Origin of the sequence: Streptomyces sp. NPDC048479 (genome assembly GCF_040651435.1) — a bacterium.
In the GTDB taxonomy this organism is placed as follows: domain Bacteria; phylum Actinomycetota; class Actinomycetes; order Streptomycetales; family Streptomycetaceae; genus Streptomyces.
In genome coordinates, this window is record NZ_JBEZKA010000064.1 from 1 (window position 1) to 16,557 (window position 16,557).

The following is a 16,557-nucleotide window of genomic DNA, read 5'->3' on the forward strand; positions in this document are numbered from 1 at the left end:
GGTTGGGGGTTGGGGGTTGGGGGTTGGGGGTTGGGGGTTGGGGGTTGGGGGTTGGGGGTTGGGGGTTGGGGGTTGGGGGTTTAGTTGAGGATCCGTCATGCGGGGTTCCTGGGGTGGAGATTGGGGGAATCTCCGATTCCCTTAAAGACTAACAGAAATGACGGGTATTCCGTGGAGAAAAGTAAATCACGGAATACCCGGAAAGGGAAAGGGCCCCTCCGGGACCCAACCCCCAACGGGGTGACGGACGTTGAGCGAAACCCTTGGGGGTGTGCCTGCCTCCGGCAGGACCGACACCCAACCAAGACCAGGACCAGGCCCGGCCCAGACCCCCACGGACCGCCCACACGGTCCACCACACCCCCCAACCAACGCGCGGAGGCCCCGCCGACGCGCAACACCACACACCCGCCCCAATCCCCAACGCCGCCGCACCACCCAGCCCACACCCACCCCCATCTCACATTCAGGCAGGAAGAGCGGCAGCAGAGGGGATGTCAGCAACCAGACCACAACCGAACGACCGCCTGACCAGGGACAACCAGAAGCCGGCCACCCGGCAAGGTCAGGAGAAGGGGCAAGAGATAGTGCAGGAGTTGGCGCAAGGGGTGGTGCAACAGATCAAGACTGCTGTATTATGGAACATGTCGGAGGGGTGGCCCCCTAACGGCACCGCCGAACGTTCGTCAACAGAAAGGCGTAGACGTGGAAATCGTCATCACCGCTGGCAAGGTGACCACCAGCACGGACGAGATCACGACCCCTCAGGCCCAAAAGGCCCGCCGGATCGCCAACTTCCTCCCGCGTCCGGAACTGCTCAGGGATGCCATCATCGAGCACAACCAGGACGACAACACCACATCAATTCGGTTCGAGACCACGGCCGGTCCCATCCGAATTCTTCTGCCGGTCGCTGAGGGATTCGAGTTCCACATCATCCACGACAGCGACACCGGGCCCCGCATTCTCGGATCCTTCCGAGGCGCATCCCTTCCGGTACGTGCCGTCGCATTCCGCATCAGTGAATTTCTGCGGACGCGCGGACTGAAGTAGGAGGCAATTCCGGGGGGTCTGGTCACCGGGCCCCCCGGACAACCCCAGCACCTACACCAACCGGAGGGAAAGTCACTGTGAGCATGACGAGCATTGAGCCCGCCCACCGCGCCATTCCGGCGAGCGAGGGCGAGCGAGAGCAGATGGAGGCCGCTTTCCGGGCAGCCCTGGCACAGCTCCCGGAGAACACCGGTTTCCCGTACGACGTGCGCGAGTTGGCCCGGCCCCTGTTCGAGGCGGGATGGATCTCTGGCGTACGGACCGGGCACACCGGGCCCGCACTGGCCGACGTGCCATTGCCGCCCCACACGTTCGGTACGGCACTGTCCAACCTGTCCGCCGCCTTGAACGCGGACAGCGGCCCCAGTATCGGGCAGTTGGTCAGCTACCACGGGTCGCAGGAGTGCTGCCACGGGCGCTACTGGGTGACGCGCATTGATCGCGAACTGGACCGCCGAGGACGAGAGTCCGCGCTCTACCGCCTCAGCGAGTACAGGAACGGCGCGTTCGTCACCGCACTGACCGGAGTCCACACCGGGAGCGTCACGGCACTGCCGCAGCACTGGCAGCGGTAGGCCCATACGGAGGGGTAGTGATCACGAGTCAGAAGATCGTCAAGCAGCTGAAGACCCACCCGCGCGCCCATGTGGTCGAGCAGGAGGGGGCCGACCGGACCGGTGCCATGTGCTACCGCGCACAGGTCAAATACCTCGCGGTCGGTGACACGCTCGCTGGCTTTGGCAAGGTTCAGGAGTGGTCGGAGACTGACGCGGTCGACGGGTGGCGGATGTTCCGGATGGTCACCGAGCACCCGCAGTATTGCCCGGTCGAGACCAACGTGTTCGAAGTGCCGGAGTACCTCTACTACGGCCTTACCGCCCTTGCTGAGCAGGAGGAGTGACCTGATGGGGCACAAGTTGCCGCAGCCGTAACCGCAGGTCAGCAGGTTGCCCCAGGGGTGGGGCGCTTCGGAGATTTAATCGGTTGCCCCACCCTCGGAGTCAGGTATTATGGAACCAGTTCGAAGGGTTGGCCCCCTACCGGACACGCCGAAAGTTCGTCACCAGAAGGGAAGCCCCAGTGGCTCACGAGATCGAGCAGTTCACCGACGGCACCGCCGCTTTCGCCTCCGCCAACACGAGCGCCTGGCACAAGCTCGGCACCGTCACCGACGGAGCGATGACCGCCGAGGAGGCCATGCGCATCGCGTCTCTGTCCGGCTGGAACGTGCGACTCCTCCCCCTGACCGCGACCGAGATCACGGCCGAGGGCACAACGCCGGTGGAGGTCGCGCAGCACTTCGCGACCGCGCGCACGCACCCGAAGACCGGCCGCACGCAGACGCTCGGAGTGGTCGGCACCGACTACCACCCCGTACAGAACGAGGAACACGCCGAGTTCCTCAACCTGCTTGCCGACGAGTCCGGCGCGCACTTCGAAACCGCCGGATCGCTCAAAGACGGCCGTCAGGTGTTCCTGACCATGAAGATGCCGCAGACCCTCACGATCGGCGGGAACGACGACGTTGATCTGTACATCGCAGCGTTCAACAGCCACGACGGAGGCAGCGCGTTCCGCATCGTCATGACGCCGGTCCGGGTGGTGTGCGCGAACACCGTGCGCGCGGCCATCCACGGGGCCCGCTCCTCGTTCGTGGTCCGGCATACCGCCGGCGCCAAGGCCCGTATCGCGCAGGCCCGTTCCGCCCTCGGTCTGACGTTCCGGTACACCGAGGAGTTCGAGAAGGCCGCACAGCGGATGATCCAGGAAGAGATGACGATCAACGAGCTGCGCTCGGTCGTGGACGAGCTGTGGCCGGTCAAGGACAACGACAGCCCCCGCAAGAAGACCAACCAGCGCCAGCGGTGGGGGGCGATCTCGAATCTGTTCGAGCACGCCGACACCCAGGCCGGTATCCGGGGCACGCGGTGGGCCGGTTACAACGCGCTCACCGAGTACGCCAACCACGTCGCCCCGGCCCAGGGCAAGACCGACGCCGAGAAGGCAGAGGCCCGCGCCGAGCGGGTCATCAGCGGAGCCGCGAACGACCTGATGGAGAAGGCGTTCGCCCTCACCACGGTCTGACCCCCTGAACACCGGGCGGACACCCGTACTCCCCCACGGGTGCCCGCCCGGCCCCCACAGGCCCGCAGAGGCCGCCCCGCCCGAGCGCGGAGCGGCTCACCCCGACTCAGGAGCGCGGAGCGCTCACCGGCCGGCCCGCCCGTGCCGCGTAGCGGCAGCGCGTCGCGTCTGCGGAGCAGCCCGCGCGCCCAGAAACGCCCGCATCGCAGCCCCCATCCTCAAACTCGCCGCCCAGGAGCCCCCCGTGACGCCCCCCACCGCCCCAGAGCCTGGCTGGGTCTTCGTGCACCTGCCCATGAACCAGTGCACCGGCCGAGCCGACCGCTGCACCGTCGACCGGATCACCGACGACAGAGTGATCTGGCACGTAGGCGACGATCCCGACGACCCGGCCGCCGCCTACTCCACCCCGCTGGCCAAATTCGCCCACGCCGTCGCGCGCGGCGAGTACTTCACCGCCCCTGCCGCATAGCGGCAGCGCGTCACGTCTGCGGAACAGCCCGCGCGCCCAGAACACGCCCGCCGCTCCTGCGCCCAGCCCGCACCGCCACCCACCGCCCTACGGAAGGCCATTCATGCCCATCTGGAAGTGGAAAATCAAAGGCATCGTTGACGACTTCGACGAGTGCGGTTGCTGCGGCCGCCGCGGATACGGTCGCGATGATGCCGCTGGACGCCGACGGGAACGAGGACGGCACCGCCGAAGACGTCGTTTACTACGGCACGTCGTGCGCCGCTACCGCGCTGAGCTGGACGCAGGGCAAGGTGACCGACACCGCGCGCGCCGCGCAGGCCGAGCGGCAGCAGCGCGACGCCTACGCGCGCCGGATGCTCAGCATCTACGCCCCGGTGGAGTTCGCCCCCGTACGCGACCAGTCCCGCGTCTACTACGGCCGCAACCAGCCCAAGCGGGACACGGGCGTGAAGGCGACCGAGGAAGTGGCGAAGCTGCTGGCCGAGGCCCGCGCGACGCTGGCCGACACCATGACCGGCCCCGCCCGCCCGTCGCGGATCGAGGACTTCCACCGTTACATCGTGATCTTCTCCAGGGACAGCCGGATCTCCCTTGTACGGCGCGTACCGGAGGAGGAGGCCGCGCGCCAGGGAGCAGGCCGCCGCCGCCCAGCGCCGCGCCGACGAGATCCGGGGCACGCTGCTGGTCGTGGCCGCCCTGGACGCCGAGGCCGCGCGCGACGTCGCGTACTCCGACGACCTCACCCGCGAGTGGAACGAGAAGGCATGGCAGGCCGCCCATGTCTGAGCCCGCACCCCGGTTGTACGTCGGAAGCCACGTCACCTACAACGGCCGCTTCACCGAGCTGCACGACCGTGTCCACTACCCCGTCCAGACCCAGATCCCGCCCTACTGCGCAGCCCCTTCCATCACCCCCGTGATCACCTGTCGGGCTGGACGGTAGAGGCGCCGGTGTACAGCAGACGCGGGTATCGGCGAAGTACCCCGATCCGGCAGGCGGACCTGGTACAAGTACCGGCGCTTGCCCGCCGCGTGGTCACCGGTCCTGGGAGAGTTTGTACAGGTCAGCCAGTACCCCGCCGGAGTCGAGGAGTTCCTCGAATGTCCCGGACTCGGCGATGCGGCCGCCGTCGAGGACGATGACGCGGTCCGCGATCCGCGCGTTCTCCAGGTTGTGGGTCACAAAGAGAGCGGCCTTGCCCGCAGCGAGCTTCTTGAAGCGGCTGATCACGACGTGTTCGGCGCGCGGGTCCATCGCGGACGTGGGCTCATCCAGCATCAACATGGAGGCGTCGCGGTAGAACGCCCTGGCCACTGCGATGCGCTGCCACTGCCCGCCGGACAGGTCGGTGCCGCCCCAGTTCGAGCTGGCGACCAGGGTGTTTAGGCCGTACGGCGCCTTCGCGATGACGCTGTCCGCGCCGGCCGCGCGGGCGGCGTCCAGGAGGAGGGCGTCGTCCTCGGTGCGTGGCTGGCCGAGGTGGATGTTGGCGCGTAGGTCCATGGGCCAGCGGGTGTAGTCCTGCGGCACCAGGCCGACCCGGGACCACACGCTGTGCGGGTCCGCCCCGGCGAGGTCGGTGCCGTCCCAGGTCACCGTGCCGCTGGAGGCGGTGCGCAATCCGGTGAGGAGGGCGGCGAGGGTGGTCTTGCCGCTGCCGTTCTCGCCGATCAGGGCAATCAGTTCGCCGCGGCGCAGCGTGAGGCTGACGCCGTCGACCGCCGCGACGTCCGCCCCCGGGTAGGCGTAGGTGACGTTCTCGGCGCGGATCTCGGCAGGCCCGGCAGCCGGGACAGCGGTGCCGCGTACGGCGCGCAGGGCCTTCGCACGGCGCAGGAACGCCTGCCAGTCCTCCAGATACAAGCTCGTACGGAACAGGCGGGCGGCGGCCATGACCATGGAGGTCAGGGCGCCGGTCGAGGTGCGTACGGCGATCACCGCAGTGGCAGCGATCGCCAGATCCATTCGCCCGGTGGCGGCGAGCCAGCCGAGCGCGGCCCAGGTCGCCGCGAGCATCAGCCCGCTCAGCGCCGCGCCGAGCAGCGTGACGCGCAGGACGCGGGGCGCCGCCGCCCGGTGGGTGGCCTTGATCCGGTCGGTGATCTGGCGGTACCAGCTGGTCAGGAACCCGGCCATGGTCGTGGCGCGGACCTCGGCGGCGGTGCGGCGGTCGGTGGAGTAGTAGCGCAGCAGGTAGCGCAGGTGATTGTCCGAGATGTTCTGGTAGTCGGCGCGGTGCTGGATACGGGCCGAGGCGATCGCGGCGGCCCCCTTGGGCACCGCGGCCAGCAGCAGAAGAGGGAGAAGCAGGGGGTGAAGCACCGTCAAAACCGAAGCCGCGGCGATGAGCTGGGCGAGCGCGGAGAGAAGGGCCTGGGCGTCGCCGATGAGGTTCTCGGTCGCCTCCGCTCCCTTGCCGGCGGCCTGGAGGCGGTCGGTGAAGCCGGGCCGGTCGTACGCCTCCAGCTCGACCTCCGGCGTCGCGGCGATGATCTGGAGGTCCGCCTCGGTGGCGACCTCCGGTGCGAGGCGGGCGGAGGCATAGGTGGCGAGCGCGTCGGCCCCGGCCCGGATGCCGGTAGCGGCGGCGACCACGATCAGCGCACCGGTCGCGGCGGACACCCGGTCGGCGACCGGGCCACCGGTGAAGAGGTGGTTCATCGCGCCGGGCAGCGCGCCGAGCGCGACGGCCGAGGCGGCGGCGACGACCAGCTGGCACAGGCCCAGCCAGAGCATCGCGGGCCGGTCGGCGGCCCAGCCGAGGCGCGCGGCGGCGGCGAGCGTACGGGGCAGCCGGGCTGCCATGCGCCACCAGGTGGCGTTCGCGATGTCCTCGAAGTGCGGGTCGCTCTGGTAGCCGACCTGCTGCGGGGAGCCGGAGGTTTTCGGGGCGGGTGAGGACGCGGTCACCCGCCCCATCCTGCTGCGTCTACCGGGGCGGCCGGGGCCATTTGAGCCGAAGTCGCCCGCGTGGTGGACCGGGTGTCTACAGGGCTCGCAGACCGAGTTCGATGGCGGTGATCAGAAACAGCCCGGTTCGGTACGGCGTCGCCTCCTCGGGGCCGAGCGCGGCCTGCTCCACGGTCTCCGCGAGCACGGCCTGGTCGAGGAAACCCTGCTCGACCAGGTGCAGTTCCTTGCCCCAGCTCCTGAGCAAGCCGGTGGCGAATTCGTTGGCCCCGCGGTTCATCAGGTGACCGAAGTTCTCCCGCAGTACCGGGTGGACCACCGTATCGGGCAGGCCCCGGGCTGCGAACCGCTCGGTCAGTAGCCGCTTGTCCCGCTTCCACTCCAACGGGAGCCGCTGCCCGAAGCGCACCAGTTCCGGATCGGTGAACGGGGCGATCGTCCACAGGCCGCGCCGGGCCATGAGCGGGGTGGCGACCTCCAGGGCGACCAGCGCAGTCTCCGGCGCCACCGTCGGCGGGGAGATACCGGTGTTCAACTCGCCGAGCAGGTCGCCCACCCGCTCCCCGCACCACGCCGGGGGCTCCAAGGTGAGTACGGGTCCACCCTCGGGGCGGCGGACACGGGCGACTTCATCGCCGCCGAACCCGGACACGACCGTGGTGAGGCCGCGCGCCATCAGCGCCTGGGCGAGCGCGTCGGCCGCCTCCAGGTGCGGCTCGTCCAACGGACTGACCGCCTCGGGATGCGCTCTGCGCAGACCGCCCGGGGCGAGCGGCGGGTGGGCGGCGGCGGGCACCGTGATGTCCGGGGCGAAGCCGAAGTGGTCGATGACCATGCGGCGGCGTGCGGTCTGCTGGGGTCCGGCCTCGCCGCCGATCAGCAGCGCGCACGGCGTGATCAGGCCCGGATGCGCGAGGGCGAGGGAGATGGCGAGGTTGGTGGAGTCCATGCCGCCGGACACCTGCACCTGGCTGGCCGCTGCGAGGCCTGCCAGGAGTGGGAGCGGAGCAACGAGGGAGCCGACCGGGAACACTTCCTGATCGCCGACCTGAGCTCGGAACGCTACGTAAAGCACGCCGACCGTGCGAGCTTGAGCCCAATCCCGCACGAGTGGCCCGCGGACGCCGTTCCGTTCGACATCAACGGCTACTGGTACGCCGCCGCGTACGCCACGGCAGGCGGAAGCGACGACGGGCAAGGACGGTGCACTTCTACACCGCCCACGACGTCATGGGGCGCACATGGTGCCACTTCCAGGAGCCGCGCCCGACGTCCGCCACCTGGACGAGCAGGCCCGCCGCCGCCCCTTCAACTGACCAGTGCCCGCACGCCACGCGCGCGGGCACCCCGCCCGCCGCGCGCAGCCGGCCCCCACCCGCCGCCCCGCTGGAGTCACCGCGACGAGCCCGCACCCCGACCAACCCGCCCGGGGCCGACCGTCGCACCCTGCCCTACCCCGGAGACGAAGCGATCACAGCCGCCCGCCGCCGCGCGCACCTCGCATTCGCCCAGCTCTTCACCGCCGTCGGCGCCGCCAGCCGCCGCCGACGTGTCCCAGCGCACCGAGCATGTGGCCCCGGAGGCGCCAACTGTGGCGGGGCCGAGCATTCCATGTGTTCCGTTCGCCCTGGGCGCATCGGTGGCGGGGCCTACCATCGGAGTACAGCCACCGAGCCTGAGCAAATCCCACCGAGGTGATCGTGAGCAACTGGGCTGACCTTGCGAACGGTAAGCGCATCAAGCACTTGCGGGGCTCCGATCTGACTCAGCAGGGGCTCGCCGATGCTGCGGACGTCTCGCTCGCCCTGGTGCAGAAGGCCGAGCAGGATCGCGGCGAGTTGTCTGTCAGCTCGCTGCTCAAGCTCGCCAGCGCTCTTAAGACAGACGTTGCGGTGATCCTGGGACAGCAGGCACCACGCCGGGGCATGAACCGCGACGACCGCGCCGCGCTGCGCCACCTGTCCGACTCCGTGCACGAGAGTGCGCTCGGAGAGTGGGACGGCATCGACGACCCGAGCACGCTCGACGAACTGACCAGGGCGCGCGATCTCGCATGGTCCGCCTACTGGGCGAGCGATACAGCGAAAGTGAGTAGCCTCGCCTCGAAAGTCCTCATGGAAGGACAGGTTCGCTACGACAGCGCCACAGGGGCCGAGCGTGAGCAACTGGCCTTGGTTCTGGCGAGCACGTACAGGGTCGCCGCATCGTGTGCGAACGGCTTCGGGCAACACGACCTCGCGTTAAGCGCGCTCACCTCGGCCAAACTCCTTGCCAAGGAAGCCGACGACCCGGTGATGACGGCGCTACTCGAATCCACGCTCTCATGGATCTACCTGCGCGGAGCCAAGACACCCCGCGCGGTGGCCGTGGCCGAGCGGGCGGCACTGGCGATTGAGCCATCGTTCAGTAGGGCGTCCCGCCCCGAGTTGCTCGCCTATGGACGCCTGATGATCTCGGCGGCTGTTGCGGCATCGAGGCGCGAAGACGAGAGCGCGGCCGACGACTACATTTCGCAGGCGCACGCTGCGGCGGCGAGGCTCGGCCGAGACGAGAGGCTGTACGGGACCAGTTTCGGACCAACAGCCGCGAAGACAGAGGCCGTTGGCATCCACGTCGCGCTGAAGAACTACGGGCGCGCGCTCAAGCTCGCCAGCCATCCCGACATGAGAAAGCTCCCAAAGAGCATGTCGAAGGTGGCGCGCAACCGCTACAAGCTCGATGTTGCCCTCGCACAGTGCGCGGCCGGCCTCTACGACCAGGCCGGAGACACGCTGATCGAGGTGGGTCTCGACGCCCCGGATTGGGTCAAGCATCAGGCGTTGCCCGGAGTCATCGGGAACCGTCTTGCGAAGGTGTCCACGGCGCGCGTGCGGAACATCAGCGAGCTCATCGGCGTGCCCCTGATCGCATAACTCCTACGGAGCGTATGAGTTGGGGCCGGGCGACCTTGCCCAGTCCTACGCCCTGTCACTTCACCATGCGTGATCGATTGGACACGATTGATGCATGGTCAGCATCGAGAGCGGACAGAGGCAGGGGCCGACTACGGTTGCCCGGACCGAGGGCGACCTGAAACGGCGTCGGGGCCTCGCGGACGCGTCGGCGGGCATCTCGCCGGGCGAGGCCGACGTACCGGCCGAGGCCGCGAAGATTGAGCGGTTCCGCTGTGTGATCTATCTGTGCAGTGCCCCCAACGCGAACATCGGGGCGCCCCGCAAGGAGTGCACCGAGTACGCAGAGGCGTTCGGGTGGGAGATCGCGGGCGTGATCGAGGACCACGCGGGTTTGCTGCCGCCCGAGGGGCGCGACGGGCTGCGGCAGGCTGTAGACCGCATCAAGCTCGGCGAAGCTGGCGCGGTTCTTACGGCGTGGCGCTCGATGATCTCGCCCGTACCGCAGGAGTACGACACGGTCGCGCGTGAGATCGAGAAGGCCGGCGGTTTCCTGCACGTCAAGGACTCGGCGCGTGGCGAGCACGGTACCGAGCGATGCTGACGGGATCTCGGCGGGCGGCGCGTATGGAGCCGAAGATCGCCATCAACAGGGCCGGGTGGACGCTGTGAGCGGGCCGAGTTACGACACGAGCCGTCCGCCTGTCCCCGTCCCGGGGTGTGCGACGTGTGCAGGACTCGCGGGACAACGCGAGGACGCGCGGGCTCAATTCGACGGCAGCAAAGAGACTGACGCCAACGTGTTGATATGTCAGCACCAGCGACGGGAGCACCGCGGATGACTCGACGGGCGTTCCGGTACGTGCCCTTCTCGATCGTGCAGGACGCGACGGCAGAGCCAGAGTACGAGGCACGTTGCGTCTCGGGTGCCGACTCCGAGTGCGGCGCCGAGTCCGGTGTGCGGCACGACCCGGCGGAGGTCGAGGAATGGCAGCGCAAGCACACGCAGGAGTCCCGGCACGTGCGATACCGCCGGAATTTTGCCGACTACGCGGTCATGGAAGCCCCGGCAGGTCTCCCGCTCGGACTCGAACCGCCGGACGCCCGGGTGCACGCATGAGGCGCTTACACGGATGGAAAGTCACGGCGGACGGCGCTTTCTGGGGCGGGGTGCTCGTGATCAGCAGCGTTGGCGGCATCTTGGCCGTGATCGTTGTGGCCGTGACCCGTCAACCGCCGTGATGCTGCACCGCGCGGGCTGCGTCGCCCGAAGACTCCCGCCCCGGCGGATCATCCGCCCGCAACCCTTGGACAGGTCGAGCGCCTGCCGGGGCGGTTCCTGCACCACATCCACTGTACGAAGCGACCAAGGAGGAGACTTGCAGACAAGCCTCGCAGGTACGGAGACGACCGCACAGGCACCGTGGGGACTGCGCCGTATGGCTCCGCTGCGTAACGGTTCCCCCTCGCCCCGGCGGTACGCGGGCGTTGACCCGGCCACGCAGACCGGCCGATGGGTCGGAGAGGACGGTGCGATGACGCCGGCCGAACTCGGCAAGCACGGTACGAGCGTCAACACCTACCCGCCGACGCAGGTCGGGAAGGACGGCAAGGTAGACGCCGACTCCGGCCACGACGCGACGCAGGACTAGGGGGTAGCGCCATGGACGGACGCCCGGTGCTGGTCTGCACGCAGGATGAGGACGCAACCGCTGATCTGGTCATCGCGGAGTTGAACCGGCGCCGGGTGCCCGTCCTCCGCTTCGACCCCGGACGAGACTTTCCCGCCCCGGCGGTGCTCGCCGCGCGAACCGGGACGGGCGGATGGGGCGGACGGCTCACGGTCGGGGAGCGCACGGCCGACTTATCCGCCGTGCGCGCCCTGTACCACCGTCGCCCCAACGCCTACCCGACAGACAGCGGCGAGCAGTCCGCACGGTTCGCCGCACAGGAGAACGGCGGGGACTGGGCGGAGTGCTGGGCGCGCTGCCGGGGTGCCTGTACCTGAGCCACCCGCAGGCCATCGCGCGGGCGGAGTACAAGCCCGCGCAGTTGGACGCCGCGACCCGGGTAGGGCTCACGGTCCCGGCCACCCTGATCACGAACGACCCTGGTGAGGCCAAGACGTTCTGCGCCGAGCAGTCGGCCATCTACAAGCCCTTGCACGCCGGGGCGTACGACGTCGAGGGCGAGCCCGCTGGAATCTGGGCCGCTCCGGTCGAGGCTGGGGAGATCGACGGCGCGGTGAGCTACAGCGCGCACCTGTTCCAAGCTCAGGTGCCCAAGGTGGCGGACGTGCGCGCGGTCGTCGTCGGCGAGCAGTTGTTCAGCGTGCTGATTACCGCGCCGCCCGGGGTCGTGGACTGGAGAGCCGAGTACCAGAGCCTCGCCTATGAGCCCGTGGCCTGTCCGGAGGAGATACGCGGGACGCTGGTGCGGTTCCTCGCCGACTTCGGGCTGACCTTCGGAGCCTTCGACTTCGCCGTGACCGCCGACGGCGCGTGGTGGTTCTTGGAGTGCAACCCCAACGGTCAATGGGCGTGGCTCGAAGACGCGGCCGGACTTCCGGTCACCAGCGCAATCGCAGACCTGTTGGAGAACGGAGCGAGCCATCATGACTGACCCCCTGCCCTCGGAACACCTACGGGCCGACCTCGCGCGGCACCTGACCAAGTCCGGCGCACTGCGCAGCCCGCAATGGGAAGCGGCCGTTCTCGCCGTGCCTCGCGAGGCGTTCCTCTCGCGTGGCTGGTTCGAGTACGAAGACGGCGGCTGGTACCGGCCTGTATCCGGACACGACGCGGCCGGACTCGGGCGGATCTACGAAGACGACACCCTGGTGACACAGGTGGCCGGGGGCGTCTTCCCCGACCAGGTCGAAGGGCGCATCGCGGCAGCGCCCTCGTCGTCGTCCACCCTGCCGGGGCTGGTCGTGCGGATGCTCGAAGACCTGCGGGCCACTGAGGGAACGCGCGTCCTTGAGATCGGCACGGGCACGGGCTACTCAACCGCGCTGCTCTGCCATGTCGTCGGCGAGGACAACGTGACCACGGTCGAGGTTGACGCGGAGGTGTCCGCCCGCGCAGGCATGGCTCTCGGGGGCGCCGGGTACTGGCCTTTCCGCGTGGTCGGTGACGGCCTGGCGGGCTACAAGGAAGGCAGCCCGTATGACCGCGTGATCGCGACATGCGGCGTGCACACGGTGCCGGCCGACTGGCTCGCGCAGACCCGGCCCGGCGGTGAGGTCCTGGTCACGGTCGGCGGATGGATGCACGCATCCGAACTCGTACGGCTCACGGTCGCCGACGACGGCACGGCCAGCGGCCCGGTTCTCGGCGGACAGGTCTCGTTCATGCTGGCCCGCCCGCACCTTCCGCCCCCGCTCGGGATGCTGCCGAACCTCAGCGAGGACGACGCCGTGCCCACGGAATTTGGCGCGGACGTGCTCGACGACTGGACGGCCCGATTCGTCGCGCAGTTCGCCGCCCCCCGCGCGCAGCGGCTCGCGCTTGAATGGGACGGCCGAACCGAACACGTCGTGATCGACGTGGACGCCGAATCGTGGGCGGTCGTCTCCCGGGACGGCGCGCAGTGGATGGTCCGGCAGGGCGGCACGACGCGCCTGTGGGACCAGATCACCGAACGCGTCACACGCTGGCAGGCGGACGGGCGGCCGCCGGCCGACCGAATGCGGCTGCACGTCGGCCCCGACGGACAACACCTCACATGGGCGTAGCCATCAGCTGACAGCCCCCACGCTGCCCCGTCCGTCCGTCGTTCCCCCGTGGCGGACGGGCGGGGCTTTCTTACGCGCCCGGGTCCGGGGCCCGAAGCCGCCAGCTATGGGCGATTCGGTCCTGAAACACCTCCAGGATTCGGGCGCGCTCAGTTGCGGCACCGAGACCACAGGCGAGGGGCGGCAGGTCTGGGCCGTGGTCGATCTCGCGTCGTAGTTCTTCCCCGGGAACGACGCCATACAGTGTGTGGGGTCTCCGTGCTATCTCGGCGGGCTCACGGCGTACCGCCGTCAATTGAGAACCTGTACCTCTTGGACGTCCACCGCGAACGGGGTCTGACGCACTTCGGTGAATTCTCCGGCATCTCCGAGGGCCGCAGCCTGCCATTCAACAGTCCATGTGGCCGTCGCCGTCCCGGCGTACCTCCCGCCCTTCTGGGCGGTCGACGGAGCCTTGTAGAGGTGCCCGCAGTCGGGCGAGGGAGTCTTGCCCTTGGACGCGTCGTAGCGGGTGCCGGGACCCGAGCACGTGGCCGTGCTGCCGTCGCCCATCTTCCAGGCAATGAACGACACCTCGGCCGTAGCGGTGACCGTCACGCCGCCCGCCGTCGCCGTGGCTGTCGCCGGTCCGTACGTTGTCGCGGACGGCTCCACCCACATCCACATCGGCATCCCTACAACGTACTTGCCGCCCGCCTTCGGGCTGGCCACCGCCGGACCCGTCAGCTTCATGGAGTCGACCGCCTGCCGCGCCACGGTCTCAGGGTCGATCGTTGGTGCGGCGGGGCCTCCACCGTTCGGGACGAAGATGACGCCGACGCGCCCAGTGTCCGGGCACATCACGCGGTAGACCGCGCCGTCCTTGGGGGTCTTGCCCTCCCACGCCAGGTTCGTCGGCGGGGGCGGCGGATCAACCTTCAAGTATGCGCACTTCGGGGCCTTCGAATCCCCGCCCCCGGAAGCGCCGGCGGGCTTCGCCGCCGTGCCCGAGTCGCCGCCCGAGCCCGGCGCGGTCGCGTCGTCGGAGGCGCACACCGTCACCAACAGACCGGAGTTGTCGCAAACCCCTCCACCCGGCCCACCATCCGCGTACGCGACCGGCGCGAGACTACCCGCCAGCACCACCGCGGCCGCCGCCGCCCGCCTCAGCATGTGCGCGCCCCATCCGGCGTGTAATCGGTCACCCTCCACCCACCCGGCCACTTCTCCGCCGTGGCCGTCGCCACGTACCGCCTTGGCTGGTTAGTCGGGAGCGGGATGGGCTCACCCGTCTTGGTCCTGACCGCCTTCCACTTCGAGAGGTCGATGCAGTCCTGGACCGTCGCCCTCGGCAGCTTCCCGCCCGTCTCAAGCGCCGTCACCTCCGGCGCATGCCCCAGCTGGCCCGTGGCGACCGTCCCGGCCGCCTTCATCCGGGCCAGATCGAGTTCGAACTTGCTCAACGCGTTGAGCGTCGCGTACCGCTTCAGATCGGTGCCCTTGGCATCAGCCTTTGCATACGCCTTCATCTGCTCCGCCCACATCGAGCGGTAGGACGCCAACACGTCCTTCTTCTCCGCCTCCTGCGGATCAGCCGAAGCCTTCGCCACGCCCGACGTCACCGAAGCGTTCGGCGGAGCCGCAGACGGCTTGCTGTCGCCGTCGCTATCTCCGCAGCCAGCCAACGCCAGCGCGAGCGGCACAGCGCCCCACAGCACCACCGCCGAGCAGCGCTTCCGTCGAGCCGTCACCATCGGGCCCCCCGTGCAGTCGTGTAACAGAACCGAATCACCGTAACGCGCAGCACAGCGCCAGTCACAGGAGTTCCCTGGCCACTTGAGCAAATCACCGCCCGCCCGGCCTGCCAGGAGTGGGAACGGAGCAACGAGGGAGCCGACCGGGAACACTTCCTGATCGCCGACCTGAGCTCGGAGCGCTACGTGAAGCACGCCGACCGTGCGAGCTTGAGCCCATCACGCACGAGTGGCCCGCGGACGCCGTTCCGCTCGACATCAACGGCTACTGGTACGCCGCCGCGTACGCCACGGCAGGCGGAAGCGACGACGGGCGAAGTCAGTAGGCTGCGCCGGGTGAACAGTGCACTTGGACCCGCCAGCGCCTTCCGCCTGATCGTCACCGGAGGAGGCACCGGGGGACACACCTACCCCGCGCTCACCGCGATCCGCACACTTCAGGAGCGGCTATCGGCCGGGGGCGGGACCCTCGACGTGCTGTGGATCGGCACGGCCGACGGCCTGGAGGCGCGTGTCGCACCGGCCGAGGGGATCGCGTTCGCCACCGTCGCTACGGGTAAGGTCCGCAGGTCCAGCAACCCGCTCAAGATGATGTCCGCGGCGAACGTGAAGGATATGGCCCGGGTTCCGCTCGGCGTGGCGCAGGCGAGGAAGCTGGTCTCCGACTTCCGGCCGGACGTCGTGCTTGCCACCGGTGGGTACGTGGCCGTCCCCGCCCGCCTGGCGGCCCGTCTCTGCCGTCGCCCGCTGGTGCTGCACGAGCAGACCGTGCGCCTGGGGCTGGCGAACCGGAAGCTGGCGGGCTCGGCGACGCGGATCGCGGTGTCCTCGGAGTCGACGTTGCCGCTGTTGCCGGAGGCGGTGCGCGGCCTTGCGGTGGTCACCGGGAACCCCGTGCGCCCGCAGGTGCTGACCGGGCATGCGGACAAGGCAGTCGAGGCGCTGGGGTTGCACGGCTTCGACCGGCGGCTGCCGACGGTGTACGTCACCGGCGGCGCTCAGGGCGCCCAGCAGATCAACGGCGTCGTCCGTGACGCGCTGCCGTGGCTGCTGGAACACGCGAACATGATCCACCAGTGCGGCCCGGACAACGCCGGCGGCCTGCGGGCACATACGGCCGCGCTGCCCGCGCAGCTGCTCGGCCGGTACTACCTCACCGGATTCGTCGGCCCCGAGCTGCCCGACGTCCTGGCGCTCGCCGACGTCGTGGTCTCCCGCAGCGGGGCCGGGACACTCGCCGAGATGACCGCGCTGGGCAAGCCCGCGGTGTTTATCCCGCTCGCCACCTCGGCCGGGAACGAACAGGCGCACAACGCCCGCCACCTGGAGGAGGCCGGGGCTGCCGTCGCCCTGCTCCGGGACGTCACCGCTGACCGGCTCAAGGACGCGGTGGGCCCGCTGCTCACCGACCCCGCGCGGCGGGAGGCGATGGCAGAGCGGGCCCGGGAGCACGGAAGGCCGGATGCGGCGGACAGGCTCGTGGACGTGATCCTGTCCGCCGCGTCCGGCTGACCCGCGCAAGGGGTCACGGGCGGCGTCGGCCGGTACGGAGCGCCGACTCACCGACCCGGCCGACTCCTAGTACTGCAATCACAGTTACGTGTGGTTGAGTTGGTGTGTGGCTGAGGTCGGGGTGGGGTTGGTTGAGGAGTGGGACGGGGTGCTGGCGGGGT

Annotated in this window: 18 protein-coding genes; 14 read left to right on the top strand and 4 right to left on the bottom strand. The window is 69.4% G+C overall.

The genetic code is table 11. From position 1 onward, the window contains the following. The first annotated feature begins 705 nt into the window (after positions 1-705). From AB0D12_RS39980 to AB0D12_RS40005, 6 genes are all read left to right on the top strand, one after another. Complete coding sequence (locus AB0D12_RS39980) at positions 706-1,053, top strand: hypothetical protein (protein ID WP_362694658.1); 348 nt, start codon at positions 706-708, stop codon at positions 1,051-1,053. A gap of 83 nt (positions 1,054-1,136) precedes the next feature. Further along, positions 1,137-1,628, top strand: coding sequence for a hypothetical protein (locus AB0D12_RS39985; RefSeq protein ID WP_362694661.1), 492 nt, complete (start codon positions 1,137-1,139; stop codon positions 1,626-1,628). Positions 1,629-1,645: 17 nt separating this feature from the next. Beyond that, on the top strand, positions 1,646-1,954 hold the full coding sequence (locus tag AB0D12_RS39990; protein WP_362694664.1) for a hypothetical protein: 309 nt from the start codon (positions 1,646-1,648) through the stop codon (positions 1,952-1,954). A gap of 179 nt (positions 1,955-2,133) precedes the next feature. Then, complete coding sequence (locus tag AB0D12_RS39995) at positions 2,134-3,138, top strand: DUF932 domain-containing protein (protein WP_362694667.1); 1,005 nt, start codon at positions 2,134-2,136, stop codon at positions 3,136-3,138. 244 nt (positions 3,139-3,382) lie between these two features. Further along, complete coding sequence (locus AB0D12_RS40000; protein ID WP_362694670.1) at positions 3,383-3,610, top strand: hypothetical protein; 228 nt, start codon at positions 3,383-3,385, stop codon at positions 3,608-3,610. A gap of 594 nt (positions 3,611-4,204) precedes the next feature. Continuing rightward, entirely contained in the window at positions 4,205-4,399 is a 195-nt protein-coding gene (locus AB0D12_RS40005; protein ID WP_362694673.1) for a hypothetical protein, read from the top strand. 250 nt (positions 4,400-4,649) lie between these two features. On the opposite strand, the gene AB0D12_RS40010 is transcribed toward AB0D12_RS40005, so the two are convergent. Together AB0D12_RS40010 and AB0D12_RS40015 are read right to left on the bottom strand one after the other, a co-directional pair. Then, the gene (locus AB0D12_RS40010; protein WP_362694676.1) at positions 4,650-6,524 is read right to left on the bottom strand and encodes an ATP-binding cassette domain-containing protein; all 1,875 of its coding nucleotides are present in this window, start codon (positions 6,522-6,524) and stop codon (positions 4,650-4,652) included. Positions 6,525-6,600: 76 nt separating this feature from the next. After that, positions 6,601-7,473: an asparagine synthase-related protein gene (locus AB0D12_RS40015; RefSeq protein WP_362694679.1), complete on the bottom strand. Its 873-nt coding sequence runs from the start codon at positions 7,471-7,473 to the stop codon at positions 6,601-6,603. Between the two features lie 751 nt (positions 7,474-8,224). Here AB0D12_RS40015 and AB0D12_RS40020 point away from each other — a divergent pair. The 7 genes from AB0D12_RS40020 to tgmC all read left to right on the top strand — a co-directional run bounded on the left by AB0D12_RS40020 (position 8,225) and on the right by tgmC (position 13,151). Beyond that, positions 8,225-9,436 carry a helix-turn-helix transcriptional regulator gene (locus AB0D12_RS40020; protein WP_362694682.1) on the top strand — a complete coding sequence of 404 codons (1,212 nt, stop codon included), beginning with the start codon at positions 8,225-8,227 and terminating at the stop codon, positions 9,434-9,436. A gap of 94 nt (positions 9,437-9,530) precedes the next feature. Next, the gene (locus AB0D12_RS40025) at positions 9,531-10,019 is read left to right on the top strand and encodes a hypothetical protein (RefSeq protein WP_362694685.1); all 489 of its coding nucleotides are present in this window, start codon (positions 9,531-9,533) and stop codon (positions 10,017-10,019) included. 234 nt (positions 10,020-10,253) lie between these two features. Beyond that, entirely contained in the window at positions 10,254-10,535 is a 282-nt protein-coding gene (locus AB0D12_RS40030; protein ID WP_362694688.1) for a hypothetical protein, read from the top strand. A gap of 259 nt (positions 10,536-10,794) precedes the next feature. After that, on the top strand, positions 10,795-11,067 hold the full coding sequence (tgmA, locus tag AB0D12_RS40035) for a putative ATP-grasp-modified RiPP (protein ID WP_362694691.1): 273 nt from the start codon (positions 10,795-10,797) through the stop codon (positions 11,065-11,067). Between the two features lie 11 nt (positions 11,068-11,078). Beyond that, a complete protein-coding gene (locus AB0D12_RS40040) occupies positions 11,079-11,423 on the top strand; it encodes an MvdC/MvdD family ATP grasp protein (RefSeq protein ID WP_362694694.1) in 345 nt (114 codons plus the stop codon). Further along, the gene (locus AB0D12_RS40045) at positions 11,390-12,037 is read left to right on the top strand and encodes a hypothetical protein (protein WP_362694697.1); all 648 of its coding nucleotides are present in this window, start codon (positions 11,390-11,392) and stop codon (positions 12,035-12,037) included. Before AB0D12_RS40040 ends, AB0D12_RS40045 begins: the two co-directional genes overlap by 34 nt. Continuing rightward, complete coding sequence (tgmC, locus tag AB0D12_RS40050; protein WP_362694700.1) at positions 12,030-13,151, top strand: ATP-grasp peptide maturase system methyltransferase; 1,122 nt, start codon at positions 12,030-12,032, stop codon at positions 13,149-13,151. Before AB0D12_RS40045 ends, tgmC begins: the two co-directional genes overlap by 8 nt. Positions 13,152-13,442: 291 nt before the next feature. Here the strand turns inward: tgmC and AB0D12_RS40055 are convergent, their stop codons facing one another. Further along, positions 13,443-14,303, bottom strand: coding sequence for an ATP/GTP-binding protein (locus tag AB0D12_RS40055; RefSeq protein WP_362694703.1), 861 nt, complete (start codon positions 14,301-14,303; stop codon positions 13,443-13,445). Then, positions 14,297-14,833 (bottom strand): hypothetical protein, encoded by a 537-nt coding sequence (locus tag AB0D12_RS40060; RefSeq protein WP_362694706.1) that lies wholly within the window; start codon positions 14,831-14,833, stop codon positions 14,297-14,299. The genes AB0D12_RS40055 and AB0D12_RS40060 overlap by 7 nt, the downstream gene beginning before the upstream one ends. Positions 14,834-15,220: 387 nt before the next feature. Between AB0D12_RS40060 and AB0D12_RS40065 the strand changes: the two genes are divergently transcribed. Beyond that, entirely contained in the window at positions 15,221-16,396 is a 1,176-nt protein-coding gene (locus AB0D12_RS40065) for a UDP-N-acetylglucosamine--N-acetylmuramyl-(pentapeptide) pyrophosphoryl-undecaprenol N-acetylglucosamine transferase (RefSeq protein ID WP_362694708.1), read from the top strand. Positions 16,397-16,557: the final 161 nt, after the last annotated feature.

Excerpts from the sequence above, each read along its gene's own strand:
- tgmC (WP_362694700.1), top strand. The coding sequence starts at position 12,030 with ATGACTGACCCCCTGCCCTCGGAACACCTACGGGCCGACCTCGCGCGG.
- AB0D12_RS40030 (WP_362694688.1), top strand. The coding sequence starts at position 10,254 with ATGACTCGACGGGCGTTCCGGTACGTGCCCTTCTCGATCGTGCAGGAC.
- AB0D12_RS40055 (WP_362694703.1), bottom strand. The coding sequence starts at position 14,303 with ATGCTGAGGCGGGCGGCGGCGGCCGCGGTGGTGCTGGCGGGTAGTCTC.
- AB0D12_RS39985 (WP_362694661.1), top strand. The coding sequence starts at position 1,137 with ATGACGAGCATTGAGCCCGCCCACCGCGCCATTCCGGCGAGCGAGGGC.
- AB0D12_RS40015 (WP_362694679.1), bottom strand. The coding sequence starts at position 7,473 with ATGGACTCCACCAACCTCGCCATCTCCCTCGCCCTCGCGCATCCGGGC.
- AB0D12_RS40040 (WP_362694694.1), top strand. The coding sequence starts at position 11,079 with ATGGACGGACGCCCGGTGCTGGTCTGCACGCAGGATGAGGACGCAACC.
- AB0D12_RS40025 (WP_362694685.1), top strand. The coding sequence starts at position 9,531 with ATGGTCAGCATCGAGAGCGGACAGAGGCAGGGGCCGACTACGGTTGCC.